The sequence below is a fragment of the Enterobacter asburiae genome, assembly GCF_024599655.1.
Classification (GTDB): domain Bacteria; phylum Pseudomonadota; class Gammaproteobacteria; order Enterobacterales; family Enterobacteriaceae; genus Enterobacter; species Enterobacter asburiae_D.
In genome coordinates this window covers 2,992,766-3,012,297 of sequence record NZ_CP102247.1, presented here as the reverse complement: position 1 = coordinate 3,012,297, position 19,532 = coordinate 2,992,766, and the positions used below count along the sequence as shown (strand labels likewise).

20 protein-coding genes are annotated in these 19,532 nt (G+C 59.7%); 8 read left to right on the top strand and 12 right to left on the bottom strand.

Translation table 11 applies throughout. The features are described from left to right. Positions 1-4: 4 nt before the first annotated feature. Together msrB and NQ230_RS14330 are read left to right on the top strand one after the other, a co-directional pair. Positions 5-418, top strand: a complete 414-nt coding sequence (msrB, locus tag NQ230_RS14335; protein ID WP_024908573.1) for a peptide-methionine (R)-S-oxide reductase MsrB — start codon at positions 5-7, stop codon at positions 416-418. 56 nt (positions 419-474) lie between these two features. Beyond that, positions 475-738, top strand: coding sequence for a YeaC family protein (locus NQ230_RS14330; RefSeq protein ID WP_196239757.1), 264 nt, complete (start codon positions 475-477; stop codon positions 736-738). 60 nt (positions 739-798) lie between these two features. On the opposite strand, the gene chiD is transcribed toward NQ230_RS14330, so the two are convergent. The 4 genes from chiD to sppA form a co-directional block, all read right to left on the bottom strand. Beyond that, positions 799-2,055 carry a chitinase ChiD gene (gene chiD / locus NQ230_RS14325; protein ID WP_213821694.1) on the bottom strand — a complete coding sequence of 419 codons (1,257 nt, stop codon included), beginning with the start codon at positions 2,053-2,055 and terminating at the stop codon, positions 799-801. A 217-nt stretch (positions 2,056-2,272) separates the two neighbouring features. Beyond that, on the bottom strand, positions 2,273-2,914 hold the full coding sequence (gene pncA, locus NQ230_RS14320) for a bifunctional nicotinamidase/pyrazinamidase (RefSeq protein WP_193939933.1): 642 nt from the start codon (positions 2,912-2,914) through the stop codon (positions 2,273-2,275). 9 nt (positions 2,915-2,923) lie between these two features. Then, positions 2,924-3,940 (bottom strand): asparaginase, encoded by a 1,017-nt coding sequence (ansA, locus tag NQ230_RS14315; RefSeq protein WP_008500705.1) that lies wholly within the window; start codon positions 3,938-3,940, stop codon positions 2,924-2,926. A gap of 63 nt (positions 3,941-4,003) precedes the next feature. Continuing rightward, positions 4,004-5,860, bottom strand: coding sequence for a signal peptide peptidase SppA (sppA, locus tag NQ230_RS14310; protein ID WP_121423410.1), 1,857 nt, complete (start codon positions 5,858-5,860; stop codon positions 4,004-4,006). Between the two features lie 167 nt (positions 5,861-6,027). Here sppA and NQ230_RS14305 point away from each other — a divergent pair, with 167 nt between their 5' ends. The 3 genes from NQ230_RS14305 to NQ230_RS14295 all read left to right on the top strand — a co-directional run bounded on the left by NQ230_RS14305 (position 6,028) and on the right by NQ230_RS14295 (position 9,657). After that, positions 6,028-6,579: an NAD(P)H nitroreductase gene (locus tag NQ230_RS14305; protein WP_257258045.1), complete on the top strand. Its 552-nt coding sequence runs from the start codon at positions 6,028-6,030 to the stop codon at positions 6,577-6,579. 116 nt (positions 6,580-6,695) lie between these two features. Then, positions 6,696-7,739 (top strand): selenide, water dikinase SelD, encoded by a 1,044-nt coding sequence (gene selD, locus NQ230_RS14300; RefSeq protein WP_008500702.1) that lies wholly within the window; start codon positions 6,696-6,698, stop codon positions 7,737-7,739. Between the two features lie 4 nt (positions 7,740-7,743). Next, on the top strand, positions 7,744-9,657 hold the full coding sequence (locus tag NQ230_RS14295; protein WP_213821700.1) for a DNA topoisomerase III: 1,914 nt from the start codon (positions 7,744-7,746) through the stop codon (positions 9,655-9,657). Between the two features lie 116 nt (positions 9,658-9,773). Here NQ230_RS14295 and gdhA read toward each other — a convergent pair whose 3' ends face one another. Then, entirely contained in the window at positions 9,774-11,117 is a 1,344-nt protein-coding gene (gene gdhA / locus NQ230_RS14290) for an NADP-specific glutamate dehydrogenase (RefSeq protein ID WP_023335339.1), read from the bottom strand. Between the two features lie 228 nt (positions 11,118-11,345). On the opposite strand from gdhA, the gene NQ230_RS14285 reads away from it, so the two are divergent. Beyond that, complete coding sequence (locus NQ230_RS14285; protein WP_115874800.1) at positions 11,346-11,624, top strand: DUF1496 domain-containing protein; 279 nt, start codon at positions 11,346-11,348, stop codon at positions 11,622-11,624. Here NQ230_RS14285 and NQ230_RS14280 read toward each other — a convergent pair. Next, positions 11,584-12,000 (bottom strand): pyrimidine (deoxy)nucleoside triphosphate diphosphatase, encoded by a 417-nt coding sequence (locus tag NQ230_RS14280; RefSeq protein WP_121423414.1) that lies wholly within the window; start codon positions 11,998-12,000, stop codon positions 11,584-11,586. The two genes, NQ230_RS14285 and NQ230_RS14280, sit on opposite strands and share 41 nt — an antisense overlap. A 75-nt stretch (positions 12,001-12,075) precedes the next feature. Here NQ230_RS14280 and NQ230_RS14275 point away from each other — a divergent pair, with 75 nt between their 5' ends. Then, the gene (locus NQ230_RS14275) at positions 12,076-12,645 is read left to right on the top strand and encodes a carboxymuconolactone decarboxylase family protein (protein ID WP_121423415.1); all 570 of its coding nucleotides are present in this window, start codon (positions 12,076-12,078) and stop codon (positions 12,643-12,645) included. Continuing rightward, positions 12,638-13,255: a CDP-alcohol phosphatidyltransferase family protein gene (locus tag NQ230_RS14270; protein ID WP_121423416.1), complete on the top strand. Its 618-nt coding sequence runs from the start codon at positions 12,638-12,640 to the stop codon at positions 13,253-13,255. Before NQ230_RS14275 ends, NQ230_RS14270 begins: the two co-directional genes overlap by 8 nt. On the opposite strand, the gene NQ230_RS14265 is transcribed toward NQ230_RS14270, so the two are convergent. The 6 genes from NQ230_RS14265 to xthA all read right to left on the bottom strand — a co-directional run bounded on the left by NQ230_RS14265 (position 13,252) and on the right by xthA (position 19,427). Beyond that, entirely contained in the window at positions 13,252-14,559 is a 1,308-nt protein-coding gene (locus NQ230_RS14265) for a sulfurtransferase (RefSeq protein WP_121423417.1), read from the bottom strand. The genes NQ230_RS14270 and NQ230_RS14265 overlap by 4 nt on opposite strands. A 73-nt stretch (positions 14,560-14,632) precedes the next feature. Next, the gene (locus NQ230_RS14260; RefSeq protein WP_121423418.1) at positions 14,633-15,253 is read right to left on the bottom strand and encodes an ATP-binding cassette domain-containing protein; all 621 of its coding nucleotides are present in this window, start codon (positions 15,251-15,253) and stop codon (positions 14,633-14,635) included. Then, positions 15,253-16,782: an ABC transporter permease family protein gene (locus NQ230_RS14255; RefSeq protein ID WP_121423419.1), complete on the bottom strand. Its 1,530-nt coding sequence runs from the start codon at positions 16,780-16,782 to the stop codon at positions 15,253-15,255. Before NQ230_RS14255 ends, NQ230_RS14260 begins: the two co-directional genes overlap by 1 nt. Next, the gene (locus NQ230_RS14250; protein WP_371745459.1) at positions 16,755-17,915 is read right to left on the bottom strand and encodes an ABC transporter substrate-binding protein; all 1,161 of its coding nucleotides are present in this window, start codon (positions 17,913-17,915) and stop codon (positions 16,755-16,757) included. Before NQ230_RS14250 ends, NQ230_RS14255 begins: the two co-directional genes overlap by 28 nt. 15 nt (positions 17,916-17,930) lie before the next feature. Further along, on the bottom strand, positions 17,931-18,614 hold the full coding sequence (locus NQ230_RS14245; RefSeq protein WP_121423421.1) for a TVP38/TMEM64 family protein: 684 nt from the start codon (positions 18,612-18,614) through the stop codon (positions 17,931-17,933). 6 nt (positions 18,615-18,620) lie between these two features. Beyond that, positions 18,621-19,427: an exodeoxyribonuclease III gene (gene xthA, locus NQ230_RS14240; RefSeq protein ID WP_121423422.1), complete on the bottom strand. Its 807-nt coding sequence runs from the start codon at positions 19,425-19,427 to the stop codon at positions 18,621-18,623. Positions 19,428-19,532: the final 105 nt, after the last annotated feature.

Genomic DNA, 19,532 nt, shown 5'->3' with positions numbered 1-19,532 from the left:
GCATATGTCGAACCAACGTAACCCTGAAGATTTGAAAAAAAACCTCACAGAAATGCAGTTTTACGTGACGCAGAATCACGGGACGGAACCGCCGTTCACCGGGCGTTTACTGCACAACAAGCGAGACGGCGTCTACCACTGCCTGGTCTGTGATGCGCCGCTGTTCAACTCACAAACGAAATTTGATTCTGGCTGCGGCTGGCCGAGTTTCTACGAGCCGGTGAGCGATGAGGCCATCCGCTACCTGACCGACTCGTCGCACGGCATGGTGCGCACGGAAATTCGCTGCGGCAACTGCGATGCGCACCTTGGGCACGTCTTCCCGGATGGCCCTCAGCCCACGGGCGAGCGTTTTTGCGTGAACTCAGCCTCAATGAGCTTCACTGACGACGAAAACGGCGACCAGGTGAAGGGTTGAAAAAACGATTCAGCAAATTATTCCTTTAAAAGGGCGGGATTGTGAATATTGATGACATGATTAGCGGTATGACGCCGGAGATTTATCAGCGTCTGGTGACCGCCGTAGAGCTGGGAAAATGGCCCGATGGCGTCGCGCTGACGCCGGAGCAAAAAGAGAACAGCCTGCAGCTGGTGATGCTGTGGCAGGCGCGCAATAACACCGACGCGCAGCACATGACCATCGACACTCAAGGCCAGATGGTGATGAAGAGCAAGCGCGAGCTGAAAGAAGACTTCGGCATCACGCCGAAGCCGATTGCGACGATGAAAATGCAATAACGGTGCGGGTTGATGCCCTCACCCAACCCTCTCCCACGGGGAGAGGGCTTGATTGTCTTACTACTTATGCGGGATACCGAGCGACTCCGCCAGCTGCTTCGCTAACTGATTGTTGTCATCAGCCCCGTACTCCCAGAACATAGCTCCGGCGAGACCTTTCTCTTTGATGTAGTCCGCTTTGATCGCAACGGAACGCGGGTTCTCATACGAAATCGCGAACAGCGCGTTGCCATCGGCACCCTTCACCGAGAGCCACGGCACTTTCGCCTGGTCGTCCCAGTGCTCGGTAAAGCGCTTCTGCGGATCGTTCAACAGCTTCTTCACGATATCGTTGTACTTCACGTAGGTATCTTTGGTCAGGTCATAGCCGAGTGACTTGAACAACCCGATCTCCTGAGGCCCGAAGTAGGGTTGGGTAACCGGATTTTTTTGCGCATCCGGTTTCGTCCAGTCGATACCCGGCTCAACGGCGCGTTTCGGTACGCGGCCATAGAAACCAATCCCGAGGTTCATCTGCTGCGGCTTCAGCCCGGCGGCCAGATAGTTATTCACCACAAAATCCACGCTGTATTTGTCTGCGGCAGCCACCGTCGGCCAGGTGCTGGAGTCATACAGGTTGGCATTGAAGTACTGCGTACCGTACGCCATGTCGTAGGTCATCAGGTTGATGTAGTCGAGCAGGGGCGCGATGGCTTTAATATCCACCCAGCTTTTCGGACTTTCCGCATTCGCGCCTACCGCAATGGTCACCAGCTTTTTATGCCCGAACGCCGTACGCATCTCTTTCAGCAGGGCGGTGAAGTTATCCCGGTCGGCGGGCTGGCTTGCGACCAGACCCCAGGCACCGTTGACCGGATACTCCCAATCGAGATCGATCCCGTCCAGGCCGTATTTGTCGACAATCTCCTGCGCGGAGCGGATAAACACCGCGCGCGTCTCTTTGGTTGCCGCTGCACCAGAGAAGCCACGCGCGCCCCAGCCGCCAACGGAAAGCAGCACTTTGAGGTTCGGGTTTTGCTTACGCAGGGTAGGGATGAGGGCCAGATCGGCAGCGACTTTTGGCGATAGCCAGATCTGATGCAGTTTCGCCGGATCTTTTAGCGCAGCGTTGGTTTCGTCTTTTTCGTCGTTATAGACCAGACCAAACGAGTAGTTCAGGTGGGTGATCTGGCGAACGTCTAATTTATTGATATCGCCACCCGGTCCGGCGGTGACATCGCCACCCCCGTTAAAGTAGCCCACTGACATCAGGGTACTGGCGGAGGCAACTGACGCGCAAAGCAGGGGTAATGCTGCCAGCAAGGGCAAACGTTTCATACAAGTTCCTCTTTGACTTAATAAAATTAACCACGCCACGGAAAAGGCGTGGCGAAAAAACAGCCTAAAGAGAATAGCATTGCCGCTTCGCTAAGGATGCGAGGGAGTTCACTTTATGGGGATCGGAGAGGGGAATTGCGGGTGGCGGCTGCGCCTTACCCGGCCTACGGGGAAAGGTCGGCCGGGTAAGGCGCAGCCGCCACCCGGCTTAAAAGACTTACGCCTGCGTCTCCAGCCAGTCTTCGAGCGTATACAGCGTCGCGCCTTCCGCAGCCATATCCATAAACGCCTGAGCGCTGTCCTGCGGGTGAATGTTCACCCCGCGGCAGCCGTCGGTGATGACGCTGACGGTGTAACCTAACTGGAGCGCGTCCAGAACGGTAAACTTCACGCAGTAATCCGTCGCCAGGCCCAGCACAATCAGCTCCGTGATTTCGTGATGACGTAACCACGCGTCCAGCGCCGTTTTCTGGCGATGCCCGTTATCAAAAAACGCGCTATAGCTGTCGATAGCCGGGTTTTCACCTTTGTGGAACACCGCGTCGATGGCTTTCTGATTCAGGAGCGGATGTAGCTCCGCGCCTTCCGTCTGCTGTACGCAGTGATCCGGCCAGAAGGTTTGCGCCAGCCCGTCGAGTTCCCCCTGAGTGAAAGGCTCGACGTCGTGCTGGCTGGCAAAGCTGCCGTGGTTCGCCGGGTGCCAGTCCTGGCTTGCAACAACCGCTTCGCCGCGGGCTTTGCACCAGTCCATCAGCGTGTTTGCCACGTCAACGGTGCTGTCACCTTCGGCGACGGCCAGCGCACCGCCCGCGCAGAAATCATTTTGCAAATCGACCAGTAGCAGGGCGCGTTGCTTCATGAGCACTCCTTATTCGTCCGGGGTCAGCTCGCCACGCAGGTTTTGCATCATCGCGCTGCGAATGGACTGAATGTCCAGATCCTGACTCAGTAAATAGTGAAGTTTAGTCAGCGTTGCCTCAACGGTCATATCGAAGCCGCTGATAACACCCGCATGCGCCAGCGCGTTACCGGTGGCATAGCCGCCCATGTTGACCTTTCCGGACATGCACTGGGTCAGGTTCACGACCACAATTCCGCGCTCGCTGGCTTCCTGAAGCTCTTTCAGGAATTCGCCGTTCTGCGGCGCATTGCCGACGCCGTAGGAGCGCAAAATCAGCGCTTTCACCGGCTGACGCAGGAAGTTACGCACCACGTCCGCAGAGATACCCGGATAGATGGTAACCACGCCAATCGGTTGCGGAGTAATCGGATGCACAATCAGCTCGCCGGCGGTGTTCGGCGCAGGCGGCGTGCCCAGACGACGGATATGAATCCCGGCCTCCAGCAGCGGCTGCAGGTTAGGGGAGGCGAAGGCGTCAAAACCGTCGGCATGAGCTTTGGTTGTGCGGTTGCCGCGATACAGACGGTTGTTAAAGAACAGCGACACTTCGTTAATCGGGTAATTCGCCGCAACGTAGAGGGAGTTCAGCAGGTTGATCTGCCCGTCTGAGCGCAGCTCAGCCAGCGGGATTTGCGACCCGGTGACGATAACCGGCTTGCTCAGGTTCTCCAGCATGAAGGAGAGCGCCGAGGCGGTAAACGCCATGGTGTCGGTGCCGTGCAGGATCACGAAGCCGTCGTACTGGTCGTAATGGGCTTTAATGTCATCCGCGATGTGCTGCCAGTCTTCCGGCGTCATGTCGGAGGAGTCCATCAGCGGCTCGTATTCGTGGATGGTGAAGTCAGGCATTTCCGGACGGTGGAATTCTGGCATCAGCGCAAGCTGACGCTGCAGGTGGCCGGAGACAGGGATATAGCCGTTTTCAGAGCGCTGCATACCGATGGTACCGCCGGTGTAGGCTACATAAATCGATTTCTTCTGCATGGTAGTGAGTTCTTGTTCTTCAAAAGAAAAAAATCCCCTCTTCGCGGGAAGAGGGGACGGTTTTTAACGGACGTTAGCGCAGGTCAGGCAAAACGCGTAACGACTCTGTGGATCGTTAAAGGCCGCGAGCTTATCGCTTTCCGCCTTCATCGCTTTCGCCGCCGTGGCAACCGGCGCAGGCAGGTAAGCCTGCATCGCCTCCGGCAGCATGGCGCGTACCGAGCCGGACATGCTGTCCATGACCATATCGAAGAACGACGGCTCGTCCTGGTAATACTCGATATGCCACTGCTTGAGCTTCGCCAGCTCGGCGGCTTTCTTCACCGCGTCATCGAAGTCGCCCAGGCTGTCCACCAGACCGTTGCTCTTCGCATCCTGGCCGGTCCAGACGTGGCCCTGTGCGATCTGGTCGATCTGCTCAGGCGTCTTTTTACGCGAGTCCGCGACCAGGGTGATAAAGCGTTTATAGCCGTTCTCAATGCTGAGCTGCATCATTTCAGAGACTTCCGGCGGCAGAGATTTGGTCACCGACACATCCGCCAGCGGAGAGGTGGCCACCCCATCGGTATGCACGCCCAGGGAATCCAGGCTGTTCTCCACGGTGTTGATCACCCCGAAGATGCCAATCGAGCCGGTCAGCGTGCTTGGGTTAGCCACGATGTAGTTGGCTGGCGTTGAGATCCAGTAACCCCCGGAGGCGGCCATTCCGCCCATGGATACGACGACCGGCTTGCCGGCGGCGCGCGCCGCGGCCAGTTCAGCGCGGATCACTTCAGAGGCACTGACGCTGCCGCCAGGGCTGTTCACCCGAAGGACAATCGCTTTCACTTTCGGATCCAGGCGAGCATCGCGGATTTGTGACGCGGTAGTATCTCCGCCCACGTTACCCGGGGTCTCCTGACCGTCCATGATGGCGCCGTTGGCAAACACCACGGCTACGCTGTCACCGCTGTCATCCGGCTTTTTCGTCGAGTAATCATACATGCTGATGGCGCTGTAATTTTTATCCTCTTTGCTCCAGCCAAACTGCTTGCTCAGGGATTTTTCAATCTCGGCGCTGGTGCCCAGGGCATCAACCAGTTTGTTATCCAGCGCATATTTCGCGGTATCACCGTCAACCTTACGCAGGCCTTCCAGCACGCCCTTTGCGCCCGGGAACGCCTGCTCAGGCGTAATCTGGCGGTTGGCGGCAACGGTGCCCAGATAGTTCTGCCACAGCTCGCCAATCCAGCGGCTGTCCGCTTCACGGGCGGCAGGGGACATATCGTCGCGGATAAACGGCTCGACGGCTGATTTATACGTGCCGACGCGGAAGACGTGGGTGGTGACCTTCAGCTTGTCGAGCAGAGATTTGTAGTACAGGCCGTTGGTGGCAAAGCCGTGCAGATCCACCGTGCCCTGCGGGGAGAGCCAGATTTTATTGGCGAAGCTCGCCAGATAATATTGTCCCTGGCTGTAGCTGTCGCCCACGGCAATCACCGGCTTGCCGCTGTCGCGGAATTCGCGCAGCGCTTTACCGATGTATTGCATTGAAGGCTGATCGCCTCCGGCAAAATCTTTCAGATCCAGTACGATCCCGGTGATGTTACGGTCGTCTTTGGCCTGGCGGATGGTATCGACGATATCAAACAGGGAATTTTCCTGCAGACGATCTGAGGTTGCGCCAAACAGCTGGCGACCAATCACGCTCAGGCGACTGCTGGTGGACGGCTTATCAACAATAACGCCGGTGATATCGAGTAATAGCGCGCCGCGCGTTGAATGCTGCGCCTGATTCGCATTGCTGATATGCATCCAGATGCCCGCGCAAACCAGAACCAGGAAGATGAAGAAGATGTTCATCACCAGGTTGCGGACGAAGTTGAGCAGTCTCCACGTCCATTTAAAGAAACCGGCAAAGATTCGCCAAAGGGTTCGCATGTATTCTCCCTAACCAGAAAATGACTGTTTCCGTCGCCACTGGACGGTAATGTTGGGTTATCGTAATGACCCAACCGCCACTTGTCAGCAGGAATCGCCTGCCAGGCTGTAACAAAATCTGCCGCCGTGTTAATTTTGTGAGTAAATTTCAAGAAAGGAGTTAACCAATGGACGCACTCGAACTGCTTGTTAACCGCCGTAGCGCTTCCCGTCTGGCCGAACCTGCCCCGGCAGGCGAGCAGCTGGAGAACATTCTGCGTGCCGGCATGCGTGCCCCCGATCACGGTACGCTGCAGCCGTGGCACTTCTTTGTGATTGAAGGCGAAGGCCGCGATCGTTTTAGCCAACTGCTGGAGCAGGGCGCGGTTGCCGCCGGGCAGGATGAGAAAGGTATCGACAAGGCGCGCAATGCTCCGTTCCGCGCCCCGATGATTATCGCTGTCGTGGCGAAATGCCAGGCTGACCATAAGGTGCCGGTCTGGGAGCAGGAAATGTCCGCAGGCTGCGCGGTGATGGCAATGCAGATGGCCGCCGTCGCGCAGGGCTTCAATGGCATCTGGCGCACCGGGCCGCTGACCGAAAGTTCGGTCGTGCGTGATGGGTTCGTCTGTGGCGAGCACGATAAAATTGTCGGCTTCCTCTATCTCGGCACCCCACAGCTTAAAGCCTCCAGCACCATCAGCGTGCCGGACACCACGCCTTTCGTCAGCCGTTTCTGATAACGCACGCTAAACTGTCTGGATTCTGAGCATCTGCCGCAGAATTCAGACAGTCATACTTACCTCTTTATGGAATGAGCGCTACCATAGCGCGATTGAGATGACAGGAGACGTCCATGAGCGAGCAAACCATTCGTTTAACGCAGTACAGCCACGGAGCCGGTTGCGGTTGTAAAATTTCCCCGAAAGTGCTGGAGACCATCCTGCACAGTGAACAGGCGAAGTTTGTCGACCCGAACCTGCTTGTCGGCAATGAAACGCGTGACGATGCTGCAGTTTATGACTTAGGTAACGGCACCAGCATTATCAGCACCACTGACTTCTTTATGCCGATTGTCGACAACCCGTTCGACTTCGGTCGCATTGCGGCTACCAACGCCATCAGCGATATCTTCGCCATGGGCGGTAAGCCGATCATGGCGATTGCCATTCTGGGCTGGCCGATCAACACCATCCCGCCGGAAGTGGCCCGTGAAGTGATTGATGGCGGTCGTTTTGCCTGCCAGCAGGCGGGGATTGCGCTGGCCGGTGGTCACTCTATTGATGCGCCCGAACCGATCTTCGGTCTGGCCGTCACCGGCGTGGTGCCGACCGAACGCGTGAAGCGCAACAGCACCGCGCAGGCGGGCTGCAAACTGTTCCTTACCAAGCCGCTGGGCATTGGCGTGCTGACTACGGCTGAGAAAAAATCCCTGCTGAAACCGGAGCACAAAGGTCTGGCAACGGAAGTCATGTGCCAGATGAACCTCGCCGGTGCGGCGTTTGCCAATATCGACGGCGTGAAGGCGATGACCGACGTCACCGGTTTTGGTCTGCTGGGGCACCTCTCTGAAGTGTGTCAGGGCGCGGGCGTGCAGGCGCAGGTCTGGTATCAGGACGTGCCGAAGCTGCCGGGCGTGGAGGAGTATATTGCTCAGGGCGCGGTCCCGGGCGGTACTCAGCGCAACTTCGCCAGCTACGGTCACCTGATGGGCGAGATGCCTGAGGAGTGGCGCAACCTGCTGTGCGATCCGCAAACCTCCGGCGGCCTGCTGCTGGCGGTCACGCCGGAATCCGAAGCCGAGGTACAGGCCACTGCCGCCGAGTTCGGCATCACCCTGACGGCGATCGGCGAGCTGGTGACCGCGCGCGGTGGTCGACCGATGATTGAGATCCGTTAATTCGATGCGGTTGTTTATTGCCGAAAAGCCGAGCCTGGCCCGCGCCATCGCCGACGTGCTGCCTAAACCGCATCGCAAAGGTGACGGCTTTATCGAATGCGGTAACGGGCAGGTGGTCACCTGGTGTATTGGTCACCTGCTTGAGCAGGCGCAGCCGGATGTCTACGACAGCCGCTACGCCCGCTGGAATTTGAACGATCTGCCCATCGTGCCGGAAAAATGGCGCCTGCAGCCCCGGCCTTCGGTCACCAAACAGCTCAACGTGATCAAGCGCTTTCTCCATGACGCCGCTGAAATCGTGCACGCGGGTGACCCGGACAGGGAAGGTCAGCTGCTGGTGGATGAGGTGCTGGACTATCTTGAGCTGGCGCCGGAAAAGCGCCAGCAGGTGCAGCGCTGCCTGATTAACGACCTCAACCCGCAGGCCGTCGAGCGGGCAATTTCGCGCCTGCGCGCCAACAGCGAGTTTATTCCGCTGTGCGTCTCGGCTTTAGCCCGCGCCCGCGCCGACTGGCTGTACGGCATCAACATGACCCGCGCCTACACCATTCTTGGGCGCAACGCGGGCTATCAGGGCGTACTTTCCGTGGGCCGCGTGCAGACGCCGGTGCTGGGGCTGGTGGTGCGTCGTGACGAAGAGATTGAGAACTTCGTCGCTAAAGATTTCTTTGAGGTGAAAGCGCATATCGTCACGCCTAAAGACGAACGCTTTACCGCCGTCTGGCAGCCGAGCGATGCCTGCGAATCGTACCAGGATGAAGAGGGGCGCCTGCTCCATCGTCCGCTGGCCGATCATGTGGTTAACCGCATTACCGGGCAGCCCGCAATCGTCACCAGCTATAACGATAAACGGGAATCAGAACCCGCGCCGCTGCCGTTTTCGCTGTCGGCCCTGCAGATTGAGGCGGCCAAAAAGTTTGGCCTGAGCGCGCAGAACGTGCTGGATATCTGTCAGAAGCTCTACGAAACCCATAAGCTCATCACTTATCCGCGTTCGGACAGCCGCTATCTGCCGGAAGAGCACTTTGCCGGACGCCACTCGGTGATGAACGCCATCGGCGTGCACGCGCCGGATCTGCTCCCGCAGCCGGCGGTAAACCCGGACACCCATAACCGCTGCTGGGATGATAAAAAGGTGGATGCCCACCACGCGATTATCCCGACGGCGCGCGCCAGCAGCGTCAACCTGACGGATAACGAAGCGAAGGTCTATAACCTGATCGCCCGTCAGTACCTGATGCAGTTCTGCCCGGACGCCGTATTCCGCAAGTGCGTGATTGAGCTTGAGATTGCCAAAGGCAAATTTATCGCCAAAGCGCGTTTCCTCGCAGAGGCAGGCTGGCGCACGCTGCTGGGGAATAAAGAGCGCGACGAAGAAAACGACGGCACGCCGCTGCCGGTGGTCGCTAAAGATGACGAACTGCTGTGCGAGAAGGGCGAAGTGGTTGAACGTCAGACCCAGCCCCCGCGCCATTTCACCGATGCGACGCTGCTGTCGGCGATGACCGGGATCGCCCGGTTTGTGCAGGATAAAGATCTGAAGAAGATCCTGCGCGCCACCGACGGTCTGGGGACGGAAGCTACCCGCGCGGGGATCATCGAGCTGCTCTTTAAGCGCGGCTTCCTGGAGAAAAAGGGACGCTACATCCACTCAACGGAGCCGGGACGCGCGCTAATCCACTCTCTGCCGGAGCTGGCCGCCAGGCCGGACATGACCGCGCACTGGGAATCGGTGCTGACGCAGATCAGCGAGAAGCAGTGCCGCTACCAGGACTTTATGCAGCCGCTGGTCGTGACGCTTTATCAGCTGATCGATCAGGCGCGCAGCACGCCGGTGAAAACGTTCAGAGGGATGGTTGCACCCGGTAGCGGCGCGAAGAAACCGTTTAAAAAGAAAAAGAGCGCGGCAGCCTCTTAAACCGTAGGCCGGGTAAGGCGCAGCCGCCACCCGGCGAAAAGCAGCTCTGCGGCCGGAAAAAAGCCCGGTGGCGCTAACGCTTACCGGGCCTACAAGGGCGAGAACGCAGCGAAACCTTAAATCACACCCTGCCCAATCATCGCATCCGCCACCTTCACGAACCCGGCAATATTCGCTCCGCGCACGTAGTTGGTTTGCGATGCCTCGCCGCCGTACTCCACGCAGGCATGGTGAATATCCAGCATGATATGGTGCAGGCGCGCATCCACTTTCTCCGCCTTCCAGCCGAGACGCGCGGCGTTTTGCGCCATCTCGAGGCCAGAGGTCGCCACGCCGCCCGCGTTAGCAGCCTTGCCCGGAGCAAACAGCACGCCCGCTTCCAGGAACAGGTCCGTCGCGTCGATGGTGGTCGGCATGTTCGCCCCTTCGGCCACCGCTTTTACGCCGTTGCTAATCAATGTACGCGCGGCTTCAACATCCAGCTCGTTCTGCGTGGCGCATGGGAGGGCGATATCCACCGGCACGCCCCACGGCTGTTTACCTTCGAGGTAGGTCAGGCCAAACTCCCGGGCATAATCCGCCACGCGACCGTCGCGGCTGGCTTTGATTTCACACAGGCGCGCCAGTTTCTCTGCCGTGAAGCCCGCTTCATCCACCACCGTGCCGCTGGAGTCAGAGGCGGTCACCACGCGAGCGCCAAACTGCATCGCTTTCTCAATCGCGTACTGGGCCACGTTACCGGAGCCGGACACCGCGACGCGCATGCCTTCAAAGCCTAAACCGTGGCGCTTGAGCATGGCCTCGGTGAAGTAAACCAGGCCGTATCCGGTCGCTTCCGGGCGGATCAGGCTCCCGCCAAACGACAGCCCCTTGCCGGTAAAGACGCAGGCGCTGTTGTTGGAGAGCTTTTTCATCATCCCGGCCATAAAGCCCACTTCACGTCCGCCCACGCCGATATCACCGGCAGGCACGTCGGTGTCAGGACCAAGGTGGCGGTAGAGTTCAGTCATCAGCGCCTGGCAGAAGCGCATCACTTCGCCTTCGCTTTTGCCTTTCGGGTCGAAATCGCTGCCGCCTTTCCCGCCGCCCATCGGGAGCGTGGTGAGCGCGTTTTTAAAGGTTTGCTCGAAGCCGAGGAATTTCAGAATCGACAGGTTTACGGACGGATGAAAACGCATGCCGCCCTTAAACGGGCCAATGGCCGAGTTAAACTGTACGCGCCACGCACGATTAACCTGTACCTGATTGCGATCGTCAACCCACGTCACGCGGAACTGGATTACGCGCTCTGGCTCGACAAGGCGTTCAAGCAGCGACATCTGGCGATAACGCGGGTTTTGTTCAAGGAAGGGCCACAGGGTGGTCATAACTTCTCGTACGGCCTGCGCGAACTCGCTTTGGTGCGGGTCGCGCTGTTGAACATGGGCAAGGAAACTTTCCAGTGAGCGTGTCTGATCCATAGATATAAGAACCTCTTATCGTATTTTATGTGTATTACTTATGCGATTTGTGTTGTTTTTTTGACTATACCACCCGTACCGCTTTGTGAGGCAAGCAGAAATGTATGCCGAAAGGGAAATTAATGAGAGCGCGGGCGTCATAACCAAAAGCGATGAAGAGATAAATTAAAGGTTCCGCTCGGGTTTACCGTTATAGTCTTTATCAAGGAACTACAGGAAGATGTGTCTATGAAACGTTATCTACTCACCGCGTTATGCTTGATCTTTACCGCAGGCGCGCAGGCTGACCGCATTCGCCCGGACGTGGAGGTGAATGTGCCGCCGGAAGTGTTTAGCTCCAGCGGCCAGAATCAAACGGTGCAACCCTGCAATCAGTGCTGTATCTATCAGAATCAGAACTACTCGGAAGGGGCCGTTGTGAAAGCGGACGGTATTCTGCTGCAGTGCCAGCGCGACGAGCGCGCCATCAGCACAAACCCGCTGGTCTGGCGTCGCGTAAAACAATAAACGCTTCCAGCAGCGGAATATCCGCGGGGGCTAAGGCGTAGCCAAACGCCTCTTCCGGCGTACACCACGCGAGCGCGCTGTGGTAGTGCGCCGTGAGCTCGCCGCGAAAAGCAGGAACGTGCCAGGCATGCAGGTTGATCAACCGCTGCGAAACTTCCCGCTGGTGGCTTGCCACGTATTGCCCCGGCAGGGCGTCAATGCCCAACTCTTCACGCAGCTCGCGGATAAGCGCTTCTGGCTGGGTTTCACCGGCCTCGACTTTACCGCCTGCAAATTCCCACATTCCCGGCTGGTCGGCATGGGCAGGGCGCTGCGCCAGTAAAATATTGCCGTCTTTTTCGATGATGGCGGCAACGACATCGAGTGTTTTCAGCATGGTCGTCAATAATTGATAGCGAAAAAAGACATATTATCGTGCCCTTTCTCAGAGTCCAGTAATCAGGAGAATCAGGTGAAAGAGACCACCGCCTGGGTTGCCCCCCTCGAATCCCTTCCCACCAGCCTTAAACCGATTGCCGCCATGCAGAAAAAGCATTTTGGCGCGGTGCTGAATCCCACCCGCTGGTGGGGGCGCATGCCGCGTCTGTTCTGGCTGGTGGCGCTGTTTGTCGGTTTTCTGGAGCGCCGTCGCGCGCGCCTGACGCCCGTGCTTCGTTCGCTGCTCATGACGCGGGTATCCCAGCTCTGTCACTGCGCTTTCTGTATTGATGCCAACAGCCTGCGGCTGGCCGAGCGCTGCGGCGCGCTGGATAAGGTTCAGGCCGTGGGCAACTGGCATGACTCTGCCTTGTTCACCGAGCAGGAGCGCGCGGCGCTGGCCTACGCCGAGGCGGTAACCGCCACGCCGCCCCGGGCGGATGAGGCTATCAGAACGGCGCTGAAACGCCACTTCACGGACGAGGACATCACCGAGATGACGGCGCTCATTGCGTTTCAGAATCTCTCCGCCCGCTTTAACACCGCGCTGGATATTCCGGCGCAGGGGCTGTGCGCCACGTTTAACGAGACTCCCCATGCTTGACCGTCACCTGCACCCGCGGGTTAAGCCCGCTCTGAATCGTCTGGTTTCCGCGCTGGATAAGCCGGGCATCACGCCCGACAGAGTCACCCTGACCGGGTTTGCCGTCGGCGTGCTGGCGCTGCCGTTTCTGGCCCTCGGCTGGTATCCGGCGGCGCTGGTCGCCATCGTGCTTAATCGCCTGCTGGATGGCCTGGACGGCGCGCTGGCGCGGAGGAGAGGGCTGACCGATGCGGGGGGATTTCTCGATATCGCGCTCGATTTTCTGTTCTACGCCCTGGTTCCGTTTGGCTTTGCGCTCGCGGCTCCCGCAGAAAATGCGCTGGCGGCCGCCTGGCTGCTGTTTGCGTTTATCGGTACCGGAAGCAGCTTTCTGGCGTTTGCCGTGCTGGCCGCGAAGCACGACATCGACAACCCCGGCTATGCGCACAAGTCGTTTTATTACATCGGTGGATTAACGGAAGGGACGGAGACCATCGCGCTGTTCGTGCTGTGCTGCCTCTTCCCGGCGCACTTTGCGCTATTCGCGTGGGTATTCGGCGCGCTGTGCTGGCTGACCACCACAACGCGCATCTGGAGCGGCTATGTGACGCTGAAGTCACTCAACCCTTAGAGCGCACTCTCTGGCCCGCGCGCGCCGGTAGTGACCGGGTTTTGCGGGTGACTGCTCCATTCGTACCAGCCGCCGTCATAGACGGCAACATTCTTCCAGCCCATCGCCCGGGCGTACATAAAGGTTTCTGACGCCCGCCACCCGGTGCCGCAGTAAAACGCGACGTGCTGTTCCGGCAGAATATTCCAGCGCTTCCACTGGGCGGCGATATCGTCCGCACTGCGCATGGTGCCATCCGGGTTATGGAAGTCTTCCATATGGGTCGCGTCGCTGCCCGCGTGACCCCAGCGGGCACCGGCTATTTCACCTTTTGGCTTGATGTAGCTGTAGCCGCTGGTTTCGCCGATGAACTCCGGCCACGAACGAATGCTGACCAGGGAGGCATCCTGACGGTGCAGCATCCCGCGCGCCTGCTCCATATCGACCATCAGCTGCGGCTGGCCAGGGATCGGCGCGCCGAAATCGGGGGCTGGCGTTACTTTACCGGGCGTGCCGCGTTCAACCGGCAGGCCTGCATCTGACCACGCCTTCCAGCCGCCGTCGAGAATGCGCACATCCTTCACGCCCGCATACAGCATTATCTGCGCCACGCGCGCGGCGGCGTAAACGTCACGGCCATACAAAATGACGGTGGTATCGTGACGGATCCCGTGCTTCGCCAGCATCGCTTTCAGCTGGTCGTCGGAGACTTTATTCCACAGCGGCTCGCTTTCCACCTCGTTGGTGTCGATGTAGCCCGCGCCGGGAATGTGGTTCAGCAGGTAAAACTTCGGTGCGCCCCAGGCGGCTTCAATCACTTTCCAGTCACCCGACGGTGCGGCGGTCACGGGTTTACCCTGCTGGAGGCGGTGGATCCACTGCGGGTAAACCAGCTGTTCAAAGTGAGGCAGGCGCTGAAGGCGGTCGGGCGTCTGCAGCGCGTCGCTGAGCAGCGAGACGTGGCGGTATCCGGCTTTCTCCAGGCGGGACTTCACCGCCTGGTTGTCGTTCTCGTCACCGTACAGGGCGATGGCCGTCGCAGGCGTAAGCTGATGCTGTTTTGCCCAGCTCGCAATCTGCTCGTCGCTCATTGCGCCCAGCCAGGCGGCAGCAAGGTTGAGTGCGGCGGGTTCATGCCCGGAGGGGCCGCTGAGGGTCTGCGGCCAGCCGTTGTAAAACGCGCTGGGGCGGGTGTCGACAGGCGTGCCGTGCTGCGCCTGAAGCTGAGACAGCGTCATCGCGTTGGCCATATCAGCCGCCAGAGAGGAAAAGGAAGCGAGGCCGCAAAGCAGGGCCAGCGCGGTCAGTTGAGAAACACGTTTCATCGAATAACCTGACGTCAGTAAAAGAGGGGGGCATTGTCGTCTCTCCGGAAATGGAAAACATTGCGTTAGCACATTATTGCCAGCGAGAGATCTCAATCAGCTCGCCGCCGGGTGGAATATCGTCCTCATCGTGCGTGACCAGCACCGCCGGGATGTTGCGCGCGCGGACGGCGTCAAATACCCATGTCCGAAACGTCGTGCGCAGCGTTTTATCGAGGCGGCTGAACGGTTCGTCCAGCAGCAGCGCCTGCGGCTCTGCGAGCAGGGCCCGCAGCAGGCTGACCCGAGCACGCTCCCCGCCAGAGAGGGTGGCCGGATCGCTGGCGTAATGACCGCTCAGCCCGGCGGAATCCAGCGCCTGCTCGACCGCGTCCCGCCGCGCGCGCCCGACGATCCGCTCAGGCAGCGCCAGCAGCAAATTTTGCCCGACGCTGAACTGTTCAAACAGCAGCGCGTCCTGAAAGAGGATGCCCAGCCCGCGGGATTCAACGGGAAGACCGTCGCAGCGACGCGCGTCGAGCCACAGTTCGCCCCGGGCCTGAAAATCGCCTGACAGCGCGCCGACCATCCACGCAAAAAGGGTCGATTTGCCGCTGCCGGACGGCCCCATCAGGGTAACGATCTCCCCGCGGGGAACGCAAAAACTGACCTCGCGGAAAAGCGGTTCGATGGTGAGATGGTTTACCTTCAGCATTATCGTAATCCTTGACGGTAGCGGCCCGCGAGCCGGGATAACAGGGCGGCAAGACCGAACACCGTGCCCGTGACCAGCAGCAATCCCTGCGCCCTGCTGGCGAGAACGGGGATGCTGCCCCCGCTGCTGAGCGCGACGGTTTCGGTGGTCAGCGTGGCGAAACGCCCCGCGCCAAGCCAGAGCGTCGGCATGTATTGCGCCATGCTGACGGAAAAGCCCGTGGCAAAGGCCAGCAGCGCAGGGCGCACCAGCAGGGGGCATTTCAGCAGTAAGAATATTTTCGCCCGTCGCCAGCCGAGCGTTCTGGCGGTAAGGATAAGCCGGGGATCGATCCGCCGCCAGGCGGGCTGCAGAACCAGCAGCATCCACGGCAACACCCACAGCAGATGGCTCCAGAGCACGGCGGCATAGTGCCCGTCGAGTCCCAGACGCAAAGCAATAAAATATTGCCCGGTGACGAGCGGCAGCGCCGGAAGGGCGAGCGGTGACCACACCCACGCTGCGCCGCGCTGCGGTCCCCATTCCAGCCAGAGAAAAATGACGATGAGGGCGATCAGGCTCGACAGCAGGCCGAAGGAGAGGCTGGTCCCCACGGGACCCACGTCGCCTCCTTGCGCCAGCATCAGCAGTACCGCGGCGCACAGGATGCCGCACGCGGGAAGTAATCCGCTGAATGCCCGCTCAGGCAGGACGAGTGGAGACCGGGGGCGCGTCCCCGCGAGGTCCGGGATCGTGCGACGCCATGCTTTCCAGAGGCCGTACCCGAGGGCGGCAAGCGCGGCCAGCATCATAAGGAGAAGCAGGCACAGCAGCGTCCCTTTTGCCTGCTGCTCGGCGTCGCCCTGGCTTAGCCACTGAAAGGCCAGCACGGCCAGGGTGGGCGGGTTGCCGGGCCCGAGAACGATCGCCACATCCACGACCGAGAGTGACCATGCCAGCACGGCCAGCATCACCGCGCCGAGGACAGGGGCGATCGCCGGGAGGATCAGCCAGCTGAGCGTCTGAATACGTCCGTAGCCAAAAGTTTGCAGGGCGATCTTCTGCTGCGCGAGCCGTTGTTCCGGCAGAACGGCGTAAATGGCCCACAGCACGAACGCGCTCTCTTTGACCGCGAGCGTCAGGCCCAGCCCGGCACCGTAGCGGTCAAACGGCGGCGAACAGACGGTGCAGACCTGATAAAACAGACCGCCCTCGGCAAACAGCAGCAACGCGCTGGTGGCGAACGCCACGTGAGGGATCGCCAGTAGCCACGGCAGACGGGTAGAGAGGCGTCGCCAGCGTTGACCGGGCCACAAAAGGCAGATGAGGAAAAGGGCAATCAGCAACGCCCCCAGCGTGGCGATGAGCGTTGAGACCAGCGTGGCGACGGTCGCCTGGGGCAGCTGCGGGTCGTTCAGCAGCTGCTGCCAGTTTGTCACGGAAAACGCCGGTGAGAACAGCATGACGCTGGCAGGCAGAAGCGGCAGATAAATCACCGCCATTGCCAGCCAGACAAGCCCGCTCAGCGGGTGCCGTAACGACGCAGCCATTCCTGCTCCAGCGCGTTCACCCAGGCGGACTGCGGCTCGGCAAGCACCTGCGGCAGCCCCTGAGGCGTATGGGCCCGCAGCTGTTTCGCGTCACCTTCGGGCAGCGTTTTCGCATCCAGTACGCTCGGGTCCCCCCAGACGGCCGGGTCGGCCTTGCGGATTTGCGCCTGCGGCGACAGCAGGAAATTAGCGACCACTTTCGCACCTGCGCTCGCGCCGGCATTGGCCGGGATAGCCACAAAATGGACGTTGCCGAGCATTCCGCTATGGAAACCAAAGGTGTAGCTGTCGGCAGGCAGTTCGCCGCTCGCCACTTTCTGCTGCGCATGCGCCGGGTTAAAGGTCAGCGACAGGTTCAGACTGCCGCTGGCAAGCAGGGCATCCATCCGCGCAGGGGAAGGAGGGAAGTCTTTGCCTTCGCGCCACAGCAGCGGGTGCAGCTTATCGAGGTAGGCCCAGAGCGGCGCCGTCACCTGCTCAAACGTTGCATCGGGCGCTTTTTGTAACGCCTCAGGGCGATCGGTGAGCGTCAGAAGCAGCTGCTCAAGAAATGCCGTGCCGGTAAAATCGGGCGGGCGAGGATAGCTGACCTTGCCCGGGTGCTGCTGCGCGTAGGCCAGCAGCGCCTGAGGATCCTCCGGCGGCGTCGGCATGCTGGCTTTGCGGGCGATAAAGGTCAGCTGCGCGCCGCCCCACGGCGATTCCGCCCCGTCGGTGGGAATCGCAAAATCTTCCGTGACGGGTTTACGGGTATCGACATAGCGCCAGTTTGGCAACGTCTGCGCCCATCCGGTTTGCAGCAGGTTCGCCTCTTTTAACGTGCGGAAGTTTTCGCCGTTGACCCACAGCAGGTCGACCGAGCCGTTGGTCTTACGCCCTGCCGCGGCTTCGGTCTGAATACGTTTTACCGCGTCGGCGGCATCCGCCAGCGGGACGATTTTGAGGGTAATGGCGTAGTGCGTTTGCATCTCACCGCTGACCCACTCAAGGTAGCGGTTGACCGCCGGATCGCCGCCCCAGGCGTTAAACCAGACGGTCTGGCCTTTGGCCTGTTGTTGGATTGCGTGCCAGCCCTCGGCGGCACACAGGGGGGCTGCCAGCAGCAGACCGGTCAGAAACGCGCAAAAACGCACACGGCGCATAATGCCTCACTTTTTAGCAGACGGGAGATAACGGGAAAACAGCCGGCGCGTGGCCAGCGGCAATAACCCCAGTAGTGTAAAGGCGATTAGCATGCCCGGCGACAAAATATCGCGTAGCGACGCCACTTTCCCCAGCTCGCGCCCGGCGTTCAGAAAGACAACCGTCGCGGGCAGCATGGCGACCTGGCTGACCCACCAGTAGCGATATATGCCAATGCGGGTCAGCCCCATCAGCAAATTCACCAGGAAAAACGGGAACAGCGGCATCAGGCGCAGGGCAAAAAGATAGCCCGCGCCGTCATGCGCCATACCGGCGTTCACCGTTTTCATCTGCTGAGCAAACCGCCGCTGGACCCATTCGCGCAGCAGATATCGGCTGGCGAGCATCGCAAGCGTGGCCCCGAGCGTGGAGGCAAACGAGACCAGCACGGTGCCTTCCCACAGGGGAAATAACGCCCCGCCCAGCAGGGTGAGGATCGCCGCGCCGGGGATCGACAGGGCGGAGACCGCCACATAGAGCGCAAAAAAGATCAGCGCGCTTCGCAGCGGCGAGTGGTCAACATAGGAGAGGAGTGCCTGCTGGTGGGTTTTAATCCCTTCCAGGGAGAGCGTGCCTGGAGGAAGCATGACAAACGTCAGAATAAATGCGCCCAGAAGGGCGCACAGGAAAGCGATTTTTCGAATGTTCACGCGTCATTACAGCTTGAATTTAGCCCACACCGGCGCATGGTCAGACGGTTTTTCCATGCTGCGAATCTCGTAGTCGATCCCGGTTTCGATGCAGCGCTCTGCCAGCGGTGAGCTGGCCAGCAGCAGGTCGATACGCAGGCCGCGGTTGTCGTCAAAGCCTTTTGAGCGGTAGTCAAACCAGGAGAAGCGGTCCTGCGTCTCCGGATTAGCGGTACGGAAGGTATCCACCAGGCCCCAGTCCAGCAGGCGCTGCATCCACTCGCGCTCTTCCGGCAGGAAAGAACATTTCCCGGTGCGCAGCCAGCGTTTGCGGCTGTCTTCACCGATGCCAATATCCAGATCGGTCGGGCTGATGTTCACATCACCCATGATCAGCACCGGATTGTCTTTGTTCAGTTCGGTGGTCAGGTAGTTCTGCAGATCCTGATAAAACTTGGCTTTGGCCGGGAATTTGGTCGGATGGTCGCGGCTTTCGCCCTGGGGAAAGTAACCATTAATCACGGTGATGTTACCCAGCGGGGAAGGCAGCTCCGCCATGATGATGCGGCGCTGTGCTTCTTCGTCATCGCCGGGAAACCCACGGCGCACGGAAACTGGCGTCTCTTTGGTCAACAGCGCAACGCCGTAATGGCCTTTCTGCCCATGATAGAAGACGTTGTAGCCGAGTTTCGCCACCTCTTCGAGGGGGAACATGTCGTCGTGAACCTTGGTCTCCTGCAGGCCGATCACATCTGGCTGATGTTGTTCAACGATAGCTTCAAGCTGATGGGGGCGGGCGCGCAGGCCGTTGATATTAAAAGAGACAAATTTCATAGTCGCTGCCAGTGCAAGGTGAATAGTGCATGGATGGTAGCAGAATTTGCGTCAACTGTTACCGGGTTAGACCAATAACTGCGACAGATAATGCCGGTGGTGCAA